Consider the following 17552-nt stretch of genomic DNA (forward strand, 5'->3'; position numbering starts at 1 on the left):
CTCCGTTTCCTCTTATCGTTCTGACCTCAAAAACGACAGGACTATCCCTGCCTTCTCAAAACAGCTCCTGCTGAGGAGCGATCAGCCGTTCAAAAGATTCGCCCACGAACGGCAACAAAGTGTCAGCGACCGGCAGCAGCTGCCGGTCGATATAGTGCTGGTAGTCCAGCGGTGAGCGCAGCAATTCCTGCGGTTCCGGGCCGTTGACCGTCATCAGATAGGCGATGCTGTCACCAACCCGTACGACCGGTGGCAAATCACGGTGCCGACGATCATCATCCAACATTTGAGCCGCACGCGCATGAGGCGGCCGATTGCGCTGATACGCAGCAAGCGGTTGGCGAATACGACGGCGGTACACCAGATCACCATCCCGTTCACCGGCCCGAACGGCACGCACGGTTTCCTGCAACAAGACCTGCCAAGGCTGGTCGCGGAAGATGCGCTCATACAACGCCTGCTGGAACTGGCGTGCCAGAGGCGTCCAGTCGGTCCGGACCGATTCGAGCCCGCGAAACACCAGCTGATCGCTGCCGTCCGGCTGCACCTTGAGACCGGCATACCGTTTCTTGCTGCCCTTTTCTGAGTGACGCATGCGCGGCATCAAAAAACGCCGATAGTGCGCTTCATATTGCAGCTCAAGCGAGCAGTCGATATCAAAACGCTCCCGCAGCTGCTTCTGCCACCAAGCGTTCAGCTCACTGGCAAGCTGATGCCCATATCGGTCCGTATCCCGATCCGGCCAGTCATCCCCGAGCCAGACGAACACCGAGTCGGTATCACCGTAGATCACCTGATGACCAAAGGCCTGCTCGATCCGCTCGGCGGTCTGCTGCAGAATTTGATGGCCACGCAGGGTGATGGAACCGGACAGGCGCTGATCGAAAAAACGGCACACCCGCGAGCCCAATACGCCATAGCAGGCGTTCATCTGAATTTTGATCGCCTGCGACAGGGCCGAGTTACCCTGCCGCTTGGCTTCATCTCGCGCTTGCCAAAGACGTTCGATTATATCGGGCAGCAGCGCATGGCGGCGGTCAAAAATGGCGTGATGGAAACCCGGCACCAATGCATCGGGCGGCGCATCACCGTGAGTACCCAGCGCCAGCCCCAGCGGATCAATCCGAAAGCTGCGGATGATGCTGGGGTACAGGCTCTTGAAGTCCAGCACCAGCACATGACGATACAACCCGGGACACGATTCCATCACGAATCCGCCCGGAACATCCAGCCCATCCACACCGGAGGCATACTGGGGTGCCACATATCCGGCGCGGTGCAAACGTGGCAGGTAGAGGTTATCAAACGCCTGCGATGAGCCACCGACCTTGTCCAGCGGCAGCCCGGTCAGGCGTGCCCGTGCCAGGAGGTAAGGGATCAATTCCGTATGTTCAAAAATCTCGCTGACCAGGCGGCAGTCTTCAAGGTTATAGCGCACCAGCGCCTGCGGATCTTCACGATACAGACGCTGGATTTCTTCTCCGCGGTCGTCCGGGGTTTCGATCAGTTTGCCACGACCCAGCAGCTCACGCGCCACAAATTCCAGACTGTAGCGCTCGAACTGCCAAGTCGCGCCTTTAAGAGTATCGATCCCGTCCAGTACCACACGACCATTGAGACGGGCATACCAACGCCCCGTTCGTGTCTGCTCAACCCGTACCGGTTCCTGATCACGACCCAAACAGAGCGGCAAGCGCTGTGCCTCGGCACGCTGCTGCAGCACCCTCAGATCAAAGCCGATCACATTCCAGCCGATAATCAGGTCTGGATCGAAGCGACGCACTTCGGCCATCAGCTGCTGCAGCAGATCACGCTCGTTATGACAGCGCACAACGGCAGGCGAGTTGGTGATGTTGCCGTTGAACAGCACTCGTTCATAGCTTTGTGACTGCAGTGCAACGGACAGGATTCGGTCGGCCCGGAGAGTGGTTTCGATATCCAGTGACAGGATGCGCAGTGGCGGTTCAAACTCGGCGCGTTGCAGGCGAGGCCCTGAAGCATCATCAATGACCCTGGCGGATGCAAAGATACCGCGCTCAATCAGATACCGGTCAGCCGGGCGAATATCTTCTTCCATGAGCGCGACACCCGCCTGCTGCAAACGACCAAGCGCTTCATGCCATTCACGCAGGCTGTCTGCATACAGGGCACTGACCGGCTCATGATTCAGGCTTGATAATGACAGCGGTCGCAACTGACAGCCGGGCAGGTCTGAGAGGAGCTCAGCGACATGAGCCCCATCCGACTGCAGTATAAAGGCGACAGCCGCCTCTCCCTCAATGACCACCTCATGGGCACCGGTAGCGGTTCTGAGCCAATAACTCAGTTGCAGTCGACCGTTGTGATCCCGCTGTCGACGGGTCAGCGGGAAACCGATCAAGGCGGACATCAGCGGCTGCCGAAAGGCTCCACGGTTTCCAGATCAGGGAAGTGACGCAACACTTCATCACGGCACTGCTGTTCAAACAGCAGCTTTAAGTTGGGGCCTGCATCCATGGTGAAATATACAGGCACCCCATGTCGACGAAGCGTCCACACCGTCTGCATCGCCGCTACCGATTCCGGTTGCCAGTACAGCAGTGGTGGCCAGCTGGCGATCATGGTGGCATGCATCGACAGCGCATTCTGTTCGGCAGTTTGCCCCAACAACTCAAAATCCTGTCGTGCGATAGCCTGATGCAGCTTTTCCAGATCAGCCGCCGCCTGCAGAGGCCAGCTCTGGTAGAGATGGGCGGTTTCCACCGTGCGCTGCATGCCAGAGCGGGAGTCTACCGCCTTTTCTCCGGCATCCACCTTGGCAAGGCCAATACACAGGCCGGGCCATTCTGCATCCAGTGCAATACCGTGGCTGTCGAGCCCATCTTCACGCTGCCCCATGCGCCACTCGACGAAGCCATCAAACACCGAACGGCAGGCGCTGCCACTGCCATGGCGGGCCAACACCGACAGCAGTTGGGGCTCCAGATCAAGCCCAAGCGCATCATTCAGTGCCAGCGTCAGTGCAGCAAAGCCCGAGGCCGAAGACGCCAACCCGGCGGCGGTGGGGATATTGTTGCGGGTTTCCACCCGGAAGTTCAGATCCTGCTGCCGACGAAACAGGTCGATGAAGGCTGATACCTTCTGGCTGAATTTTGCGCTGGGCAAAAGCTGCTGCCCATTGAGCCAGACTTCATCCACTTCAGCATCAATCGGGGTGAGCCGGGTATGGGTCCCGAGATAATCCAGCGAAACGGACAGGGATGCGTTGACCGGCAAATTAAAGCTTCGGTCACGCTTGCCCCAGTATTTGCACAACGCAATATTACTGGGGGCAAACAGCTCCGATGACGCCTTTGCCTGCAGGTGCGAGGGTAATAAACGATCAATCACTTCAGCAGGTGTCATGGCTAATCTCCACTCCAGTAGCGGCTACCGAGACCGGGATCGACTCCCAGGGCAGCGTTTCGGTCATGTGTCCCAGTGCCAGTACACAGTCACCCAGGCCCGAGCCCGATATTTTGGAGCCCAGAATGCCCGGTTGCGCTCTCAAGCGCCAAATCATCTCGGACAGGGTGGCATCATTCACCCCCAGCGCATCCATCAGGCCCTGATACAGATTCATCAACTGCCCCAGCTGCGACCAATCGGCGCTGTCCACCGCCCTTCGACCCGCCTCACAGGTCTGACCCATGAGACGATACAGCCCGGCATAGAGTGAGGGTTGAGAGGCCGCACGGGATTCCACAAGCGCCAGCACCTCAGGGGTTTTCATCTTGTAACCGCAATACATCAGCGCCAGTGGCGGCAGGCCATTCAGGCGTTCCACCGTACGCGGACTCACACGGTATTGAACGACACCACCATAGATACTGGCCGCCAGATCAGTTCCGGAGCCGCGTCCGTTCTGGGCTTGATGCACGGCATGCAAGGCCACCTCAAACAAGGCTTCAGGCGTTGTATCCGTGCCACAAAATTCGGCCAGTGCTGCTGTGACCGCTGCCGTGACTGCCGCCGAAGAGCCAAGCCCTACGGTATGTGAAAAACCGGAGCGTATCTGCAGGCTAAAGCCCTGTTTCAAGTAAGGCCGGTACGCCTCAATCACGGCCAGCACAAAGCTCAGCGCAGGTTCCGGTTGCAGCTGACTCAGATCACTTCGATAGTGTGCTAGTGCGCTGTCAATTTCTACCCGTTGTGATGCCAATGGTGTCAGCTCGACTTCAAGCCAGTGCTCCAGCGCACAGGCCAGTGCCGGTTCGCCAAACAGTACCGCATGCTCACCCATCAGCATGATGCTGCCGGGGGCACGAGTGTTAATCTTCGAGTATGCGGACACCTTGTCGATCCTCTTTCAGAACACCCCAGTGCCAGTGCGACTGCAGCGGCAACTGGGCCGGGGTCCCCTGCGGCAGCCAGAGCAGCATCAGCCCACCCTGATCTCCGGAAACCGCACCCGCGCCACAGATTTTGGCGGCACCACCTCGCTGCTCGACACGCTCGGCAAAGCGTTGCAACGAGGCAGGTACAACACCGATACGGCTGAGCAATCGATGGTTGGCACGCACCTGTTCCAGCGGCGCATCACCCTTGAGCAGCGCCATCGCCACCTGCTCGGTGATGTCGGCAAATTCACTCCATATATCAGACTGACCGAAGTGACGCCTAACCTCATCCACACAAGCGCCTGTGCTGCTGGCCGGAGTACCGGTAAACAGCCAGAACCACCCGGCCCCCAGCCCCTCATCAGACAGCGGAAGCCGTGACACCTGCTCACCCTGCAATTTGACCAGCCCTCCACTGCACACAGCCGCTGCATCGATCATGCTGCCTCGTCCATGCTGCAAACGCTCACAGTAACGCACCTGCTGAATCAGTTGTTCAAGGCTGTCAAAATGCCCAAACAGTTTCAACAGTGCCGCAATCAACGCCGCAGAAGAGCCCATGCCAGCACCAATAGGTATATCCGAGTCGATACTGAGGCTGCCTCGCGGCTGAATATCAAGCCCGGACAGCACTCGCGCCATATCAATGGCATAGAAGGCCAACTCAGCGGGTTTTTTCAGGATACGGGTAATTGGCAGTTCGCCGCGCAGATAGCGCTCGAAGTGATTGTCGAGGCGACGCCGCAGGCCGGCCAGCTTGTCCAGCCCCAGCTCATGGGTGCGCTCACGGGTATGCCAGCTCAAACGCGGCAATTGGTCAGGGCGGTAGTGGATCCGCATGTGCCGATCCACCGCCAGTGCCAGCGCCGGCGCGCCGTACACCACAGCATGTTCACCACTGAGAATGATCTTGCCCGGAGCGCAGGCGGTCGGCATCAGCAGGGAATATATTCGCGTTTGTGATGGATAATGCCCGCCAGACGGAAGCGGCCGGTGGTACCTTCAGGGAAGGTGTATTCGCCGCCATCAGTCGGCACCTGATGCTGATACAGTTTCAGGTATTCATCATGGCTGATTTCGCGCCGGGCGCTTAGCATCTCTCGATGCAGTTCGGTATGCAGTGCCTGTTTATAGCCTTCCACCACGGTACCGGAAAAAAACTCGGCCACACAACCGGAGCCATAACTGAAAAAACCGATCCGCTTGCCGGCCAAATCTTCCAGTGTATTTTCCAGCAGCGAGGTCAGACCGATATACATGGAAGCGGTATAGCTGTTACCGATGATGCGGTTGTACAGCAGGGTATTGCTGATCTGCGCCTCCTGCTCGGCTGAAGACAAGCCAGCCCTGTTCAGCTTGACCAACTGCTGATGCGCTTTTTGAGCCATGCGACTGAACGGCAGGTGGTAACAGAAATGACTGAAGTCGGCAAACGCCAATGAGCTGGCCTCACGGAAATGCTCCCAGGCTTTTTTGAGGGCCTTGAGATAAATTTTGGTGGAGTACTTGCCATCCACCAGTGCGGTCGAGCGATAGTTCGGTCGCCAGAAGTCCATCACGTCTTCAGTATAATTGCCGACCTCCGGATCGATGGTGACCAGACGCGGATTGGCACTGATCAGCAGAGCCACGGCACCGCAGCCCTGAGTCGCCTCGCCGGGCGTATCCAGATCGTAGCGAGCAATGTCAGAAGCGATCACCAGCACCTTGCTGTCCGGCTTGCGCGCCACCAGTGCACAGGCCATCTGAATGGCGGCGGTCGCGCTGTAGCAGGCCTGTTTCAATTCCACAACCCGGCAATTGGCGCTCAGGCCAAGCAGACGATGCACGTACACACCTGCAGCCTTGGACTGATCAATGCCGGTTTCAGTGGCAAACAGCAACGTCCCGATTGTTTCAGGCCCAATGCGCTCTACCAGTGGCAAGGCCGCATTGGCTGCCATGGTGACGATGTCTTCGTCCGGCGCGGCCATACCCATTTTCTCCTGACCAATGCCGGTATAGTACTTCTCCGGATCGGTGCCCTGCACCTGTGCCAGCGTGCGCAGGTCCAGGTAATAGTTGGAGGTGTAAAAGCTGATTTCGTCTATACCAACGGACATACTCGACCAGGGTCCTCAACGCTCTTGGACAATAAGCGTCCTGTTCCGGAACAGCGCCGCCACATCAGGCGTACCGAGCAGAAACATCGCAGTAACAAATTCGCGGCGCAAACGCTCAATGGCGTCTACAACCGCTTCGGCAGATTCCATCGCCGGCTGCAGCAGGGGCGCAGCCATACCGCACAGCGAGGCGCCGAGTATAACAGATTTGGCCATATCAATCCCATCTCTGAGCCCGCCACTGGCGATCAGGGTAGCCCGATCCAGATAGGGCTCTGCCTGCTGCAGTGCCAGAGGGGTTGGCAGCCCCCAGTCCTGAAACCTGAGCCCAATATCGCTGCCATCATGACGTCGATGATGCTCTATCCGGCTCCACGAAGTGCCGCCAGTGCCGGCAATATCAAAGTGACGAATGCCCTGCCTGAGCCCCAACTCTATATCCGCCGGGGACAGGCCGGATCCCACTTCCTTGAGCATCACAGGAACCGATAGCCCTGCCGCCACTGCACCCATCTGCTGCGCCAGATTACTGAAGTTAGTGTCACCCTCGGGCTGCACCGCTTCCTGCAGCGGGTTGAGGTGGAAGTAGAGCGCATCGGCCCCGACACAGTCCACTGCCTCCTGACAACGCTGGAGATCGAAGCCATAATTGAGCTGCACACCACCAACATTGCCTATAAGTACAGTAGTCGGGGCAAATTGACGCAACTCAAAACTGGCACGCGCTTCCGGGTGGGTAAACATCACCCGCTGCGATCCGACCGCCATGGCCACCTGACACTGCTCAGCCGCCAGCGCCAGGTTCATATTGATACGTCGCACCAACTCATGATCACCACCGGTCATGGAAGAGATCAGCAGCGGAAACGAGAGTCGTTTGCCAAGAAATTCAACCGATGGATCAACCTCATCGAATGCCAGTTCGGGCAAAGCCCGGTGCATCAGTCGGATCCGATCAAACCAATGCCCCTGCCGATCGGTCAGCGGGTCCTGCTCAATCGCCCGGATATGCTCTATTTTGCGCTCGTTGGTGGGGTCGGTCATTACCGCTCCAGCTTGATATGGGCTTCCATCAGCTCACCGGGGTTGGTCTGGGCCGCCATCAGCGACAGCTCGCCACACAGCACGGTGGCGGCACAGATCGCCGCCAGCCTGCGGGCGTTTGCGCCGGGCTCGCGCGCCTCCTTGCAGCCCAGCTGGCGCAGATTGTCCTCGACAAAATCGATTCCCTTGCCGTTACCTACCGAGCCTACAATCAGGTTCGGAAGCGTACAGGAAAAGTAGAGGTCGCCATCACGCACTTCGGCGTGCACAACCCCCTGTGAGCCTTCGATGATATTGGCGGCATCCTGGCCAGTAGCCAGATAGAACGCCAGCAGCATGTTGGCATAGTGGGCGTTGGCACTTCGCAGCCCACCCGCCATCAAGGTCCCTATAAGGTTCTTTTTGATATTCAGATCAACCACTTTTTCCGGCGTGGTTTTCAGGCGGCGTTCGCAGATATCACGTGGAATCAGAATCTCACTGACTACGTACTTGCCACGCCCCAGTATTCCGTTGACGGCCGTGGCCTTCTTGTCAGAGCAATAGTTGGCCGAGATGGAGCAGTAACGCAGTTGAGGATACTGCTGCAGAATCCATGGAATCAGCTTGTCAGCGGCGTTGGTGACCATATTGTGACCGGATGCATCACCGGTCGTGAACTCCAGTCTCAGATAGATCAGGTTGCCCACGATCTGGCTGTGCATGTCAATCAGGTTGGCAAAGCGACTGCTGGTGGCCACCACGGCATTGAGATCGTCCTTGCGTGCCTTGATTGACTGCAGCGCCTGATGTGCCGCCAGCGCATCATCCGCTTCCAAAAGAATTGAGCGCGTCATGCGCTCGTCCACCACTGTGGTGACAATGCCCTTTTCGGTCAAGGTGGACACGCGTGCTCCGCGGCCAACGGATGGCCACAGTGGCGTCTCATAGGTCGCCAAGGGCACACTGAGCTTTTCATTCAGCACATCGCCGCCGATCTTGATTGGCCCGACCCAGCGCATCGGGATGGGAGCTTCCAGTATTTTATGTGACTTCATGCTCAACGCATCCTCTGAAAACAAAAAAGGGCTGCAACTGTGGCAACCCTCTTGAAAGACCTCAGGCTGCGCGGGATTTTAAGCCACCCGCGCAGATGGATGCAATTACTGCCCGCTGTCAGCAACCTCCTGCTGCGCTGCACCCTGTTCACCCACATCAGGCAAGGGTATGTTGAGCGCTTCCAGCAAGTCACCGGTACCGGTCAGGATACGCAGCTGTGCAATCTGGTCATCGACTCGCGCTTCTGCCAGCTGATTCTTCGCCGAGAACACTTCGTTCTCGGTATCCAGCAAGTCGAGCAGTGAGCGCTGGCCAATATCGAACTGTTTTTTGTAGGAGTCGCGAGTATCCTGACTGGAGACCACGTGACGCTCCAGATACTCCATCTGCCGAGTCAGAATTTCGTGGGCGTTCCACGCCAGCTCAACACTTTCGCGAATCTGGCGCTCGGCATCACGCTGAATTGCCTGAGCTTCGCCGATCTGATGTTCAGTCTGACGAATACGCGCCTTGTCGGCACCGCCATTAAACAGATTGTAACGCAACCTCAGCATGGCGGTCAGGTCTTCATCATCACCCTCTACACCATCTATGTTGTTATCCCAGCGACGCTCTACTTCAAAATCCAGGCGTGGATACATGGCACTTTTAGCTGCATCACGTTGCGCAACGGCCGCTTCCACATCGAACTGTGCAACACCGGCTACGGGCTGGTTTTCCAGCCCCCGTGCAATGGCCTCTTCCAGGCTGGCCGGCAGGCTCAAGTCAGCCGCCTTGAAAGGCTCTGGATTTTCAGGTGCCGGCTGACCAACCACTCGCAGATAGCTGGCCCGCGCATCGCGCAGGTTGTTTTCGGCCGCCAGCATATTAACTTCTGACAACGCCAGACGGCCTTCCGCCTGCTGAATGGAAGCCAGACTGTCCATGCCGGATTCGCTTCGCCGTTTGATCTGGTCATAGATGGTGACATGGTTATAAAGGCTTTCCTTGGCCAGCGTCAGAAGCTGATCACGACGCAGCACCTCCATATAGGCCCGACTGGCCTCCAAGGCATAACGCTGAGCTGTATCTTTCAGGCTGCTGGCACGAGATGCCGCACGCGCTTCATGACGCTTCACCTCACTGCTGGTAGCAAAGCCATCAAAGATCATCTGGTTCAGGTTAAGGCGAGCTTCACGTCTATCCAGCTCAGTATCCTGAGTACCATTCTCTTTATCAGTCCACTCGTAGCCGTAGCCAATAGTGGCATCGAGGGTAGGATAATAGCCTGCCCGAGCCTGACGAATTTCCTGAATTACGGCAGCATAGTTCTGAAGTGCGCGCTGCACTTCCGGGTTCTGCTCTATATTGTCAGCAACCACGTCCTGAAGGGTGGCAGCGGAACTCCAGCCCGCAACTCCTGCACTCAGGGCAAGTGCCAGCATTGAGTATCGAAATTTCATATCCTTGCTCCGGCTATTTTCAATGTGGGTACACCTGACCGTTTGCCTTGAGGATCAGGTCAATCCTGTCCCTCGCTCCGGCCTTTTCCAGAATGGCACTTACATGTGCCTTGACTGTACGTTCGGTTATGTTCAATTCGCGTGCAATTTCCTTGTTGCTCTCCCCCCGCTTAAGAGCCGCCATCACCTGCGACTCACGTTCACTCAGTGACCACAGGTCCGGAACATCCGCCGAGGGTTGCGACTGCTGCAGCAGACGTCTCAGCAGACGCTGCAGCAACTCGGGCCCCGCCCAGATATCGCCACGCCCAACTGCCATTACAAGCTCAGTCAGCAAGGCGCCCTGAATAAACGTGTTGGCGTATCCCCTGAAGCCTTCCTGCAGCAGCTCTATACCTTCCTGATCACTGGGCGTATCAACCAAGGCAACAAGACGCAGATCATGACTGCGTGCGATCAGCTCCTGACGCTGCTTCGAATCCAGCGCACTCCAATGCAGAAGCAACACAGCCCCGTTTGGCAGTTTCAACAGCGAGCCTGAATTCAGGTCCAGCACAGCCGACTTTGCCAGCTGGGTCTGCCAACGTTCCCTGATGTCTTTTCGTTCGCTCCAGACAAACAACTCCATATCCTATCGCTCCGTCAACGCCCGCTCTTTTGCCCGATTGATCGGCTTCAACAGGTAATGCATTACTGATTTCTTACCTGTCATGATATCCACGCTGACCGTCATGCCGGCCATCAACGGCAGTACCTCCTGCTCAGCACCCACCTCTGGGGCATCCATCTCCAAACGCACCAGGTAATACGGTTGTTTGCTTTCTTCATCCATAATAGTACCGGGCGAAATAAACGCCACTTTCGCCTCCATTCCACCGTAGATGGCGAAATCATAGGCGCTCACCTTGACCACGGCAGGCTGATTCAGGCGGATATTGGCAATATCAGACGGCTTGATACGCGCTTCCACCAGCAACTGGTCCTCCCAGGGTACGATGCTCAACAGCGGGTCACCCGGCCTGACTACACCATCAATGGTATTGATCATCAGCTGTTTAACGGTCCCCTTGATGGGCGCACGCACCTCGGTACGGCTGATGCGGTCCTCCATTCCACCCAGCGCTTCTTCCAGCCTGACCTGCTCGGCAAACACTTCATTCAGCTCGGCCCGAGCGCGATTACGAAAGTTAAGCTCCATCTCTTGCTTCTTCTGCTGAATTTCCTCAATGGTGGATTCAATTCTCGGAATACTCAGCTCGATGCTCGACATCTCTCCTCGCAGATCATTTACCTGACGCCGCAGGCGCAGATGCTCAACCTCTGAAATGACGCCTTCCTTTACCAAAGGATCACTGATGCGCAGTTCTCTCAACAACAGGTTGTAACTGCGACGCAGCTGTTCAATTCTGGCCCGAGCCTCAACAAGCTCCTGTCCACGTTGTTCCTGTTGCTGTTCAAGTACCGAGAGGTTGGTACTAAGCTCTTCCCGTCGGGACGCAAACAGCAGGCGTTCCTGTTGCAACAGGTTCTGGTATTCAGACGGGAAGTCCTCAGGCAAAATAAACTCTGCGTTATTTGACTCGGCTTCCAGGCGGGCGCCGCGTGCATTCAGCTCCAGCAACCGCACCTGGTTCTCACGAAAGGAGCTGGCAAAGCGCTTGTCTTCGATCCGCAACAGCACTTCACCCTTATCAACAAGCTGCCCTTCGCGCACCAAAATTTCGGACACGATGCCACCTTCCAGGTTCTGGACAACCTGCAACTGATGAGATGGGATTATTTCACCCTCTCCACGTGCCAGCTCGTCAAGCTCCGCCCAGTTTGCCCAGATAATGGCAAAAACGATAAACATCGCCCCTGCCCAAAGCAGAAGGCTGGCGCCACGTGGCACTTGCTCCAGCATCGCTTCACTGATACTGGAGGTGTAGCGGATATCATCACCCTGCGGCTGTGGGGAGTGTTGGCTCATGCTTTACTTCCTCACCTGCAAACGACCCTGTTTCAAGGCTTCGAGGACACTGTCCTTGGGACCATCCGCCAAAATCCGACCACCGTCGACGACGATAAGACGGTCAGCAAGATCCAGCAGCGACATTTTGTGAGTCACCATAACCAGAGTCTTGTTTTTCAGGTAGCCCTTGAGCTGGCGTCTCATGGTCTCTTCGGAGGCGTTATCCATGGAATTACTCGGCTCATCCAATACCAGAATGGCAGGATCATGCAGTAGCGCCCTTGCCAGTGCCACCGCCTGACGCTGACCACCCGACAGACGGCTGCCACGCTCACCCACCGGCATATCGAAGCCCAAAGGGTGCTGATTCACGAAACTTTCCACTCCGGCCAGACGTGCAGCCGTCAGGATCTGTGTGTCGGTCGCATGAGGCAGGCCAATAGTGATGTTATCGCGTACAGTACCGGCAAAGAGCATCACATCCTGAGGCACGTAGCCCACCGAACGACGCAGATCGGTAGGGTCTATCTGGTTAAGATCGATGCCGTCAATCGAGATTGCGCCTTCGGCAGGTCGGTAGAGCCCCAGCAGCAACTTCTGAATGGTACTCTTGCCCGAACCGATGCGTCCGATCAATCCCACCTTTTCACCCGGCTGCAAGCGGAACGAAACCCCATGCAAAGCACCATATTCGGTCGAGGGGTAGGTGAAGGCAACATCCTTGAATTCGACTCCCCCCTTCAGCTCCGGTCTGTGGATATAGCGTCGCCCTGCCTCATGCTCATCGGGCAGTGCCATAATCTCGTCGAGGGTTTTCAGTGCCTTGAGCGACTGTTCATAGTGCGCGATCAGGCTGGCAATCTGTGCCAACGGAGCTATGGCTCGGCCACTCAGGATGACACAGGCGATCAAACCACCCATGGACAGGGTCTGCTCCATGATCATGTAAACACCACCGATCACCAACAGTACTGATGCCAACTGCTGCACAAACCCGGCCACATTCACCACTGATGAGGACAGCATACGCGACTTGAGTCCCCAGTTAGCGATGTAGCCCACAGCACTTTCCCAACGCCCCTGCATCGGACTGGCCGCTCGCTGAGTCTTGAGGGTTTCCATGGCCGTCAAGGACTCCACCAACGTGCCGTTTTTCTGCGCTGATGCGGTAAAGGTGTGCTCAATGGAGCGACGCAGCCGAGGCTTGACCAGCAGCGCATAGACCAGAATGATCGGGATCGCCATTGCCGGCACCACCACCAACGGGCCACCAATCCAACTGATCACCAGCAGGAACAGCAGCATAAAGGGAATGTCGATCAATACCGTGTTAGTGGTTGAGCTTAGAAAGTTGCGAATGCTCTCAAACTCGCGCAGATTACTGGCAAAAGCACCCACCGAGGCCGGCATGGCGTCGTAACGTACCCCCATCACCTTTTCAAACAACCGTGCCGACAACAGCACATCTGATTTCTTTCCGGCCACTTCAATAAAATAGGCCCTCAGCATTTTCAGGCCGAAATCGAACAGGTACACCACCAGCACACCAATCGCGAGCACCCAAAGGGTTTCAACCGCATGATTGGGTACCACTCTGTCGTAGACATTCATTACGAACAGAGGGTTGGCGAGCACAAAGAGATTGATCAGCAGAGACGCGAGCAGCACATCCCGGTAGATACGCGCCGAACGCCAAATCGTACTCCAGAACCAGTGACCCCCACGATCATCCAGTTCACGTGTTGTGGTTTCACCAAAGCTGTATTCGGCGCGCAGGAAAATGACAAAACCGGTATAGAGGGATTCAAGCTCATCCAGGCCGACACTGACGATGCCACCACTTTCAGGTTGCTGAATCTCGGCCTCACCTTTTTCGAAATCAATTTTTTGCAGTATGCATGACTGCTCATCCTTCAACAGCAGAACAGCAGGCAGCAGCAATCTGGAAAGCTTCTGCAAAGGTCGTTGGGCCACTTTGGCGGCAAACCCTGCACGTGCAGCTGCACGCAGGAAAAGCTTGGGGGTAAGGCGCCCATCAACCAGCGGCAACCCCTCAACCAGTACCTGAGCGGAAAATGGACGCTGGCTTTGCTGTGTCAACAGCACCAGGCACTCCAGCAACGGGTCCTGTCTTACATCCATGCATTACTCCAGACAGTGTAAAAACAAAACTCTAACACTTGTTTTAATCGATATAAACCCCAAATACAGGTTACAGCCGAGAGTTCTAGAGCTACACTCGAACCTGTACTTAGCTTAGATCAGGTTTATTGTAATGCTCTACGCACTCAGAGACGAAGCGGGCAATATCACCGCCCTGACCGATCGTCAGATCCCTGACTCCCAAGCAGTGGATGCCGCCAATCCAGAGGTATTACGCTTCCTGTCTCTGGATTCTTCTGCTTTTACTGCCAACGAGTTTCTGGAAGATTCGGATCTATCTACCATCCGCATCCTGGAAGACTTGATCGACACCCTTATCGACCGTCAGGTAATACGCTTCACTGACCTGCCAGACGCAGCCCAGCGCAAGCTGCTCAGTCGTAAGGTCGCACGCTCCATCGTCCACCCTGATGAATATGTAGCAGCCGACAGTGACGATATGGATTCAGAGATGTTTCTCAAGGATGAGGATCAGTTATTCTGATCCTGCTGTGACAGTAGTTGCACCTGGGCAGCCAGTCGTTCAGCCAGCGCCGCATGACGCTGCTGTTGGCGGGCGCTGAGCGCCGCATACTGGATTCCATAGAGCACATCATCACAGCATCGGATTGATGCCAGCAAATCCGGCGATAGACCTCGCTTGATCAATTCCAGCTCAGTTTGTACCAGATTCAAGCCAATACTGGGGTTATCAGGCTGCACCTGCAAAGCAAAGGCAAACGCGTCACAGGCCTGCGCGAGCTCGGCCTTGCGAAAGTGCATCATGCCCTTGAGATTAGCTCTGGCCCAGTCAATATTGACCATTTTACGGGTCAACTCCTGACGCAACACTGCCACACTGCGTGAGGCTTCCGACAGCTCCAACCCGTCGCTAAGCTGATCAATCCACTGCGCCTGATCATCCAGCGGCAGTGCCAGAAAAAGATCCAGTGCCGACCTTGCTGCCTGCTCCGCCCTCGGCACATCTCCGCTACGGCGCAAAACATCTGATAACAGAAGGCGAGATTTGAAAAGTGCCACCCGATCCTGATCGAAGTCGGAAATGACCTGCTCCAGCACTTGAATCGCTTCAGCCTCGGACTCAGCAGCCAGCCCTCCCTGCTGCCCTTCGACACGGTCGCTGAGCGAACGCGCCAGAGCAAAATAATAGTCCGGCAATTGAAAGGCCGAATAGCGACCAAAGCGAATGGCTGCACGAAAGGAATCAGTTGCCAAGCGCCAGTCCTGCAACCGGGCTGCCACATTGCCAAGCTCCCCTTGCAGTGCCGCGACTGAGGGTTGAAGCAAGACAGACTTGCGCAGCAATGTCATCGATTGACTAAGATCTCCACGCAAACGATGCAATCGCGCCAACCAATTGAACGCATCCACGCTAACCTGCTGCTGATTAATCACCGTACTAAGACAGTCATAGGCCAGATTGAAACGCCCTTCACGGTACGCTGCAACGCCTGCCCCCACTCGCATCCAGTGCTGATCACGTGCTTCAAGCATGCGCTCAAACAGCGTCCGCGCTTCCGGGTAACGTTCCAGCCTCAGTAGAATAATCCCCTTGAAGCGCAGCAGAAATATCTTAAGCGCCGGAAATTCTCGAATCTTTTGATCACAAAGCATCAGCGCCTCAAGCCATTTCTGCTGATCCATCAGCTCAGACAAGGGCTTGAGCGACTGCTTCAAACGCACTAGCTTCTCAAGGACCTGGCGTAACTGGACACCGTTATAAGGCTTGTTGATGCAAAGATCAGGGGAGTACTCGAGAGAGCCAAATAAAAGCTCGGATGTTTCAGGGGCGGCCACCAGCACGAAACCGGTTCCGTAATGACGAATGCCTTCAGCCTGAGCCTCATGCATCACCTGCAGGCCACTTTTTTCACCTTTGCCCAGATCATAGGACATAAAGCAGATATCGACATTCTGCTCACGCAGAATCGACAGCGCCATATTGACGGACGACGCGACCTCGATGTGCCCGAACCCCAGGCCGGTGAGCAGATCACGCAACGTCCGGAGGTCTTCCAGCTGCTTATCGAGGATCAGCACCTTTTTGCCTGAAAAAAGAGTATCCATAGGCCTACAGCAACCAAGACTACCGAAAAAATAGCATGAGGGTCTGACTGCAGGCAAAACCCTTTTCCACACAGGGCTTTAGCACAGCACAAAAACAAAGGGGCGATGCCGACATGTGCCGGCATCGCCCCCTATAGATTTCCTTCAACAGGAAATCAGTCTTCAAGCAGGTTGCGCCCCTTACTGGCTGCAATGCGCATGCGCAACGCGTTCAGCTTGATGAAGCCTTCGGCGTCTTTCTGATTGTAGGAACCGGCATCATCTTCAAAGGTCGCAATACTTTCATCAAACAGACTATCTTCAGAGCGACGGCCGACAGCGCTTACACTGCCTTTGTACAGCTTGATACGCACCTCGCCGTTCACGTTGCGCTGACTGTAGTCGATCATTTGCTGCATCATCTTGCGCTCTTCCGACCACCAGAAGCCGTTGTAGATGATCTCGGCGTAACGCGGCATCAGTTCGTCTTTCAGGTGGGCTGCTTCGCGGTCCAGAGTGATCGACTCGATGGCACGGTGAGCCTTCATCATGATGGTGCCCCCCGGCGTCTCGTAGCAGCCACGGGACTTCATACCGACAAAGCGGTTTTCAACGATGTCGAGACGGCCAACACCGTTGGCACCACCCACCTTGTTCAGATATTCCAGTACAGTTGCCGGGCTCATCTCTTTGCCATCGATAGCCACGATGTCGCCATTGCGGTAGGTCAGTACCAGGTAGGTCGGCTCATCCGGTGCCTGCTCGGGGCTGACGCTCCAGCGCCACATATCTTCCTCGGCTTCAGCCCAGGGATCTTCCAGAATGCCGCCTTCGTAGGAAATATGCAGCAGGTTGGCATCCATGGAGTAAGGCGACTTCTTCTTGTTCTTGCTGAAGTCCACCGGAATGTTACGCTCTTCGCAGTACGCCATCAGCGTTTCACGGGACGTCAGATCCCACTCGCGCCAGGGTGCAATCACTTTCACGCCCGGCTTCAGCGCATATGCACCCAGCTCAAAACGCACCTGGTCGTTACCCTTGCCAGTAGCGCCATGGGAGATCGCATCAGCACCGGTCTCATTGGCAATTTCAATCAACCGCTTGGCGATCAACGGACGCGCAATCGACGTACCGAGCAGGTATTCACCTTCGTAGATGGCATTGGCACGAAACATCGGGAATACGAAGTCACGCACAAACTCTTCACGCAGGTCTTCAATGTAGATTTCTTTCACGCCCAGCGCTTCGGCTTTTGCACGTGCAGGCTCTACCTCTTCACCCTGCCCCAGATCGGCAGTAAAGGTCACCACTTCGCAGTTATAGGTATCCTGCAACCAGCGCACGATGACGGAGGTATCAAGCCCACCCGAATACGCCAGTACGACCTTTTTTATATCGGACATGTTGC

The 17552-nt window shown here is 56.1% G+C and carries 14 protein-coding genes; 1 reads left to right on the plus strand and 13 read right to left on the minus strand.

Annotated features, from left to right (window positions below; genetic code table 11):
- Positions 1-55: 55 nt before the first annotated feature.
- From ACAM29_RS10615 to ACAM29_RS10665, 11 genes are all read right to left on the minus strand, one after another.
- Positions 56-2389 carry a DNA polymerase II gene (locus ACAM29_RS10615; RefSeq protein ID WP_369624098.1) on the minus strand — a complete coding sequence of 778 codons (2334 nt, stop codon included), beginning with the start codon at positions 2387-2389 and terminating at the stop codon, positions 56-58.
- Entirely contained in the window at positions 2389-3384 is a 996-nt protein-coding gene (gene mvaD, locus ACAM29_RS10620; RefSeq protein WP_369624099.1) for a diphosphomevalonate decarboxylase, read from the minus strand. Before mvaD ends, ACAM29_RS10615 begins: the two co-directional genes overlap by 1 nt.
- Positions 3371-4312 carry a mevalonate kinase gene (gene mvk / locus ACAM29_RS10625; protein WP_369624100.1) on the minus strand — a complete coding sequence of 314 codons (942 nt, stop codon included), beginning with the start codon at positions 4310-4312 and terminating at the stop codon, positions 3371-3373. Before mvk ends, mvaD begins: the two co-directional genes overlap by 14 nt.
- Positions 4290-5294 carry a mevalonate kinase gene (locus tag ACAM29_RS10630; RefSeq protein WP_369624101.1) on the minus strand — a complete coding sequence of 335 codons (1005 nt, stop codon included), beginning with the start codon at positions 5292-5294 and terminating at the stop codon, positions 4290-4292. Before ACAM29_RS10630 ends, mvk begins: the two co-directional genes overlap by 23 nt.
- On the minus strand, positions 5294-6460 hold the full coding sequence (locus tag ACAM29_RS10635) for a hydroxymethylglutaryl-CoA synthase (protein ID WP_369624102.1): 1167 nt from the start codon (positions 6458-6460) through the stop codon (positions 5294-5296). Before ACAM29_RS10635 ends, ACAM29_RS10630 begins: the two co-directional genes overlap by 1 nt.
- A gap of 15 nt (positions 6461-6475) precedes the next feature.
- Positions 6476-7504 carry a type 2 isopentenyl-diphosphate Delta-isomerase gene (gene fni, locus ACAM29_RS10640; protein WP_091821445.1) on the minus strand — a complete coding sequence of 343 codons (1029 nt, stop codon included), beginning with the start codon at positions 7502-7504 and terminating at the stop codon, positions 6476-6478.
- Positions 7504-8541 carry a hydroxymethylglutaryl-CoA reductase gene (locus ACAM29_RS10645; RefSeq protein WP_091821447.1) on the minus strand — a complete coding sequence of 346 codons (1038 nt, stop codon included), beginning with the start codon at positions 8539-8541 and terminating at the stop codon, positions 7504-7506. Before ACAM29_RS10645 ends, fni begins: the two co-directional genes overlap by 1 nt.
- Positions 8542-8646: 105 nt before the next feature.
- Positions 8647-9984 (minus strand): TolC family outer membrane protein, encoded by a 1338-nt coding sequence (locus ACAM29_RS10650; RefSeq protein ID WP_091821450.1) that lies wholly within the window; start codon positions 9982-9984, stop codon positions 8647-8649.
- Positions 9985-10003: 19 nt separating this feature from the next.
- Positions 10004-10612, minus strand: a complete 609-nt coding sequence (locus tag ACAM29_RS10655) for a response regulator transcription factor (RefSeq protein WP_369624103.1) — start codon at positions 10610-10612, stop codon at positions 10004-10006.
- A 3-nt stretch (positions 10613-10615) separates the two neighbouring features.
- Positions 10616-11953 (minus strand): HlyD family type I secretion periplasmic adaptor subunit, encoded by a 1338-nt coding sequence (locus tag ACAM29_RS10660; RefSeq protein ID WP_091821455.1) that lies wholly within the window; start codon positions 11951-11953, stop codon positions 10616-10618.
- A gap of 3 nt (positions 11954-11956) precedes the next feature.
- Positions 11957-14077, minus strand: a complete 2121-nt coding sequence (locus ACAM29_RS10665) for a type I secretion system permease/ATPase (protein ID WP_369624104.1) — start codon at positions 14075-14077, stop codon at positions 11957-11959.
- 133 nt (positions 14078-14210) lie between these two features.
- Here ACAM29_RS10665 and ACAM29_RS10670 point away from each other — a divergent pair, with 133 nt between their 5' ends.
- On the plus strand, positions 14211-14582 hold the full coding sequence (locus ACAM29_RS10670; protein ID WP_091821461.1) for a hypothetical protein: 372 nt from the start codon (positions 14211-14213) through the stop codon (positions 14580-14582).
- On the opposite strand, the gene ACAM29_RS10675 is transcribed toward ACAM29_RS10670, so the two are convergent.
- Positions 14570-16165 (minus strand): hypothetical protein, encoded by a 1596-nt coding sequence (locus tag ACAM29_RS10675; protein WP_369624105.1) that lies wholly within the window; start codon positions 16163-16165, stop codon positions 14570-14572. The genes ACAM29_RS10670 and ACAM29_RS10675 overlap by 13 nt on opposite strands.
- A gap of 155 nt (positions 16166-16320) precedes the next feature.
- Positions 16321-17547, minus strand: a complete 1227-nt coding sequence (locus tag ACAM29_RS10680) for an argininosuccinate synthase (protein WP_206839550.1) — start codon at positions 17545-17547, stop codon at positions 16321-16323.
- Positions 17548-17552: the final 5 nt, after the last annotated feature.

Origin of the sequence: Marinobacterium sp. BA1, assembly GCF_041155135.1 — a bacterium.
In the GTDB taxonomy this organism is placed as follows: domain Bacteria; phylum Pseudomonadota; class Gammaproteobacteria; order Pseudomonadales; family Balneatricaceae; genus Marinobacterium; species Marinobacterium iners.

Excerpts from the sequence above, each read along its gene's own strand:
- ACAM29_RS10615 (WP_369624098.1), bottom strand. The coding sequence starts at position 2,389 with ATGTCCGCCTTGATCGGTTTCCCGCTGACCCGTCGACAGCGGGATCAC.
- mvaD (WP_369624099.1), bottom strand. The coding sequence starts at position 3,384 with ATGACACCTGCTGAAGTGATTGATCGTTTATTACCCTCGCACCTGCAG.
- ACAM29_RS10630 (WP_369624101.1), bottom strand. The coding sequence starts at position 5,294 with ATGCCGACCGCCTGCGCTCCGGGCAAGATCATTCTCAGTGGTGAACAT.
- ACAM29_RS10635 (WP_369624102.1), bottom strand. The coding sequence starts at position 6,460 with ATGTCCGTTGGTATAGACGAAATCAGCTTTTACACCTCCAACTATTAC.
- fni (WP_091821445.1), bottom strand. The coding sequence starts at position 7,504 with ATGACCGACCCCACCAACGAGCGCAAAATAGAGCATATCCGGGCGATT.
- ACAM29_RS10645 (WP_091821447.1), bottom strand. The coding sequence starts at position 8,541 with ATGAAGTCACATAAAATACTGGAAGCTCCCATCCCGATGCGCTGGGTC.
- ACAM29_RS10650 (WP_091821450.1), bottom strand. The coding sequence starts at position 9,984 with ATGAAATTTCGATACTCAATGCTGGCACTTGCCCTGAGTGCAGGAGTT.
- ACAM29_RS10655 (WP_369624103.1), bottom strand. The coding sequence starts at position 10,612 with ATGGAGTTGTTTGTCTGGAGCGAACGAAAAGACATCAGGGAACGTTGG.
- ACAM29_RS10660 (WP_091821455.1), bottom strand. The coding sequence starts at position 11,953 with ATGAGCCAACACTCCCCACAGCCGCAGGGTGATGATATCCGCTACACC.
- ACAM29_RS10665 (WP_369624104.1), bottom strand. The coding sequence starts at position 14,077 with ATGGATGTAAGACAGGACCCGTTGCTGGAGTGCCTGGTGCTGTTGACA.
- ACAM29_RS10670 (WP_091821461.1), top strand. The coding sequence starts at position 14,211 with ATGCTCTACGCACTCAGAGACGAAGCGGGCAATATCACCGCCCTGACC.
- ACAM29_RS10675 (WP_369624105.1), bottom strand. The coding sequence starts at position 16,165 with ATGGATACTCTTTTTTCAGGCAAAAAGGTGCTGATCCTCGATAAGCAG.
- ACAM29_RS10680 (WP_206839550.1), bottom strand. The coding sequence starts at position 17,547 with ATGTCCGATATAAAAAAGGTCGTACTGGCGTATTCGGGTGGGCTTGAT.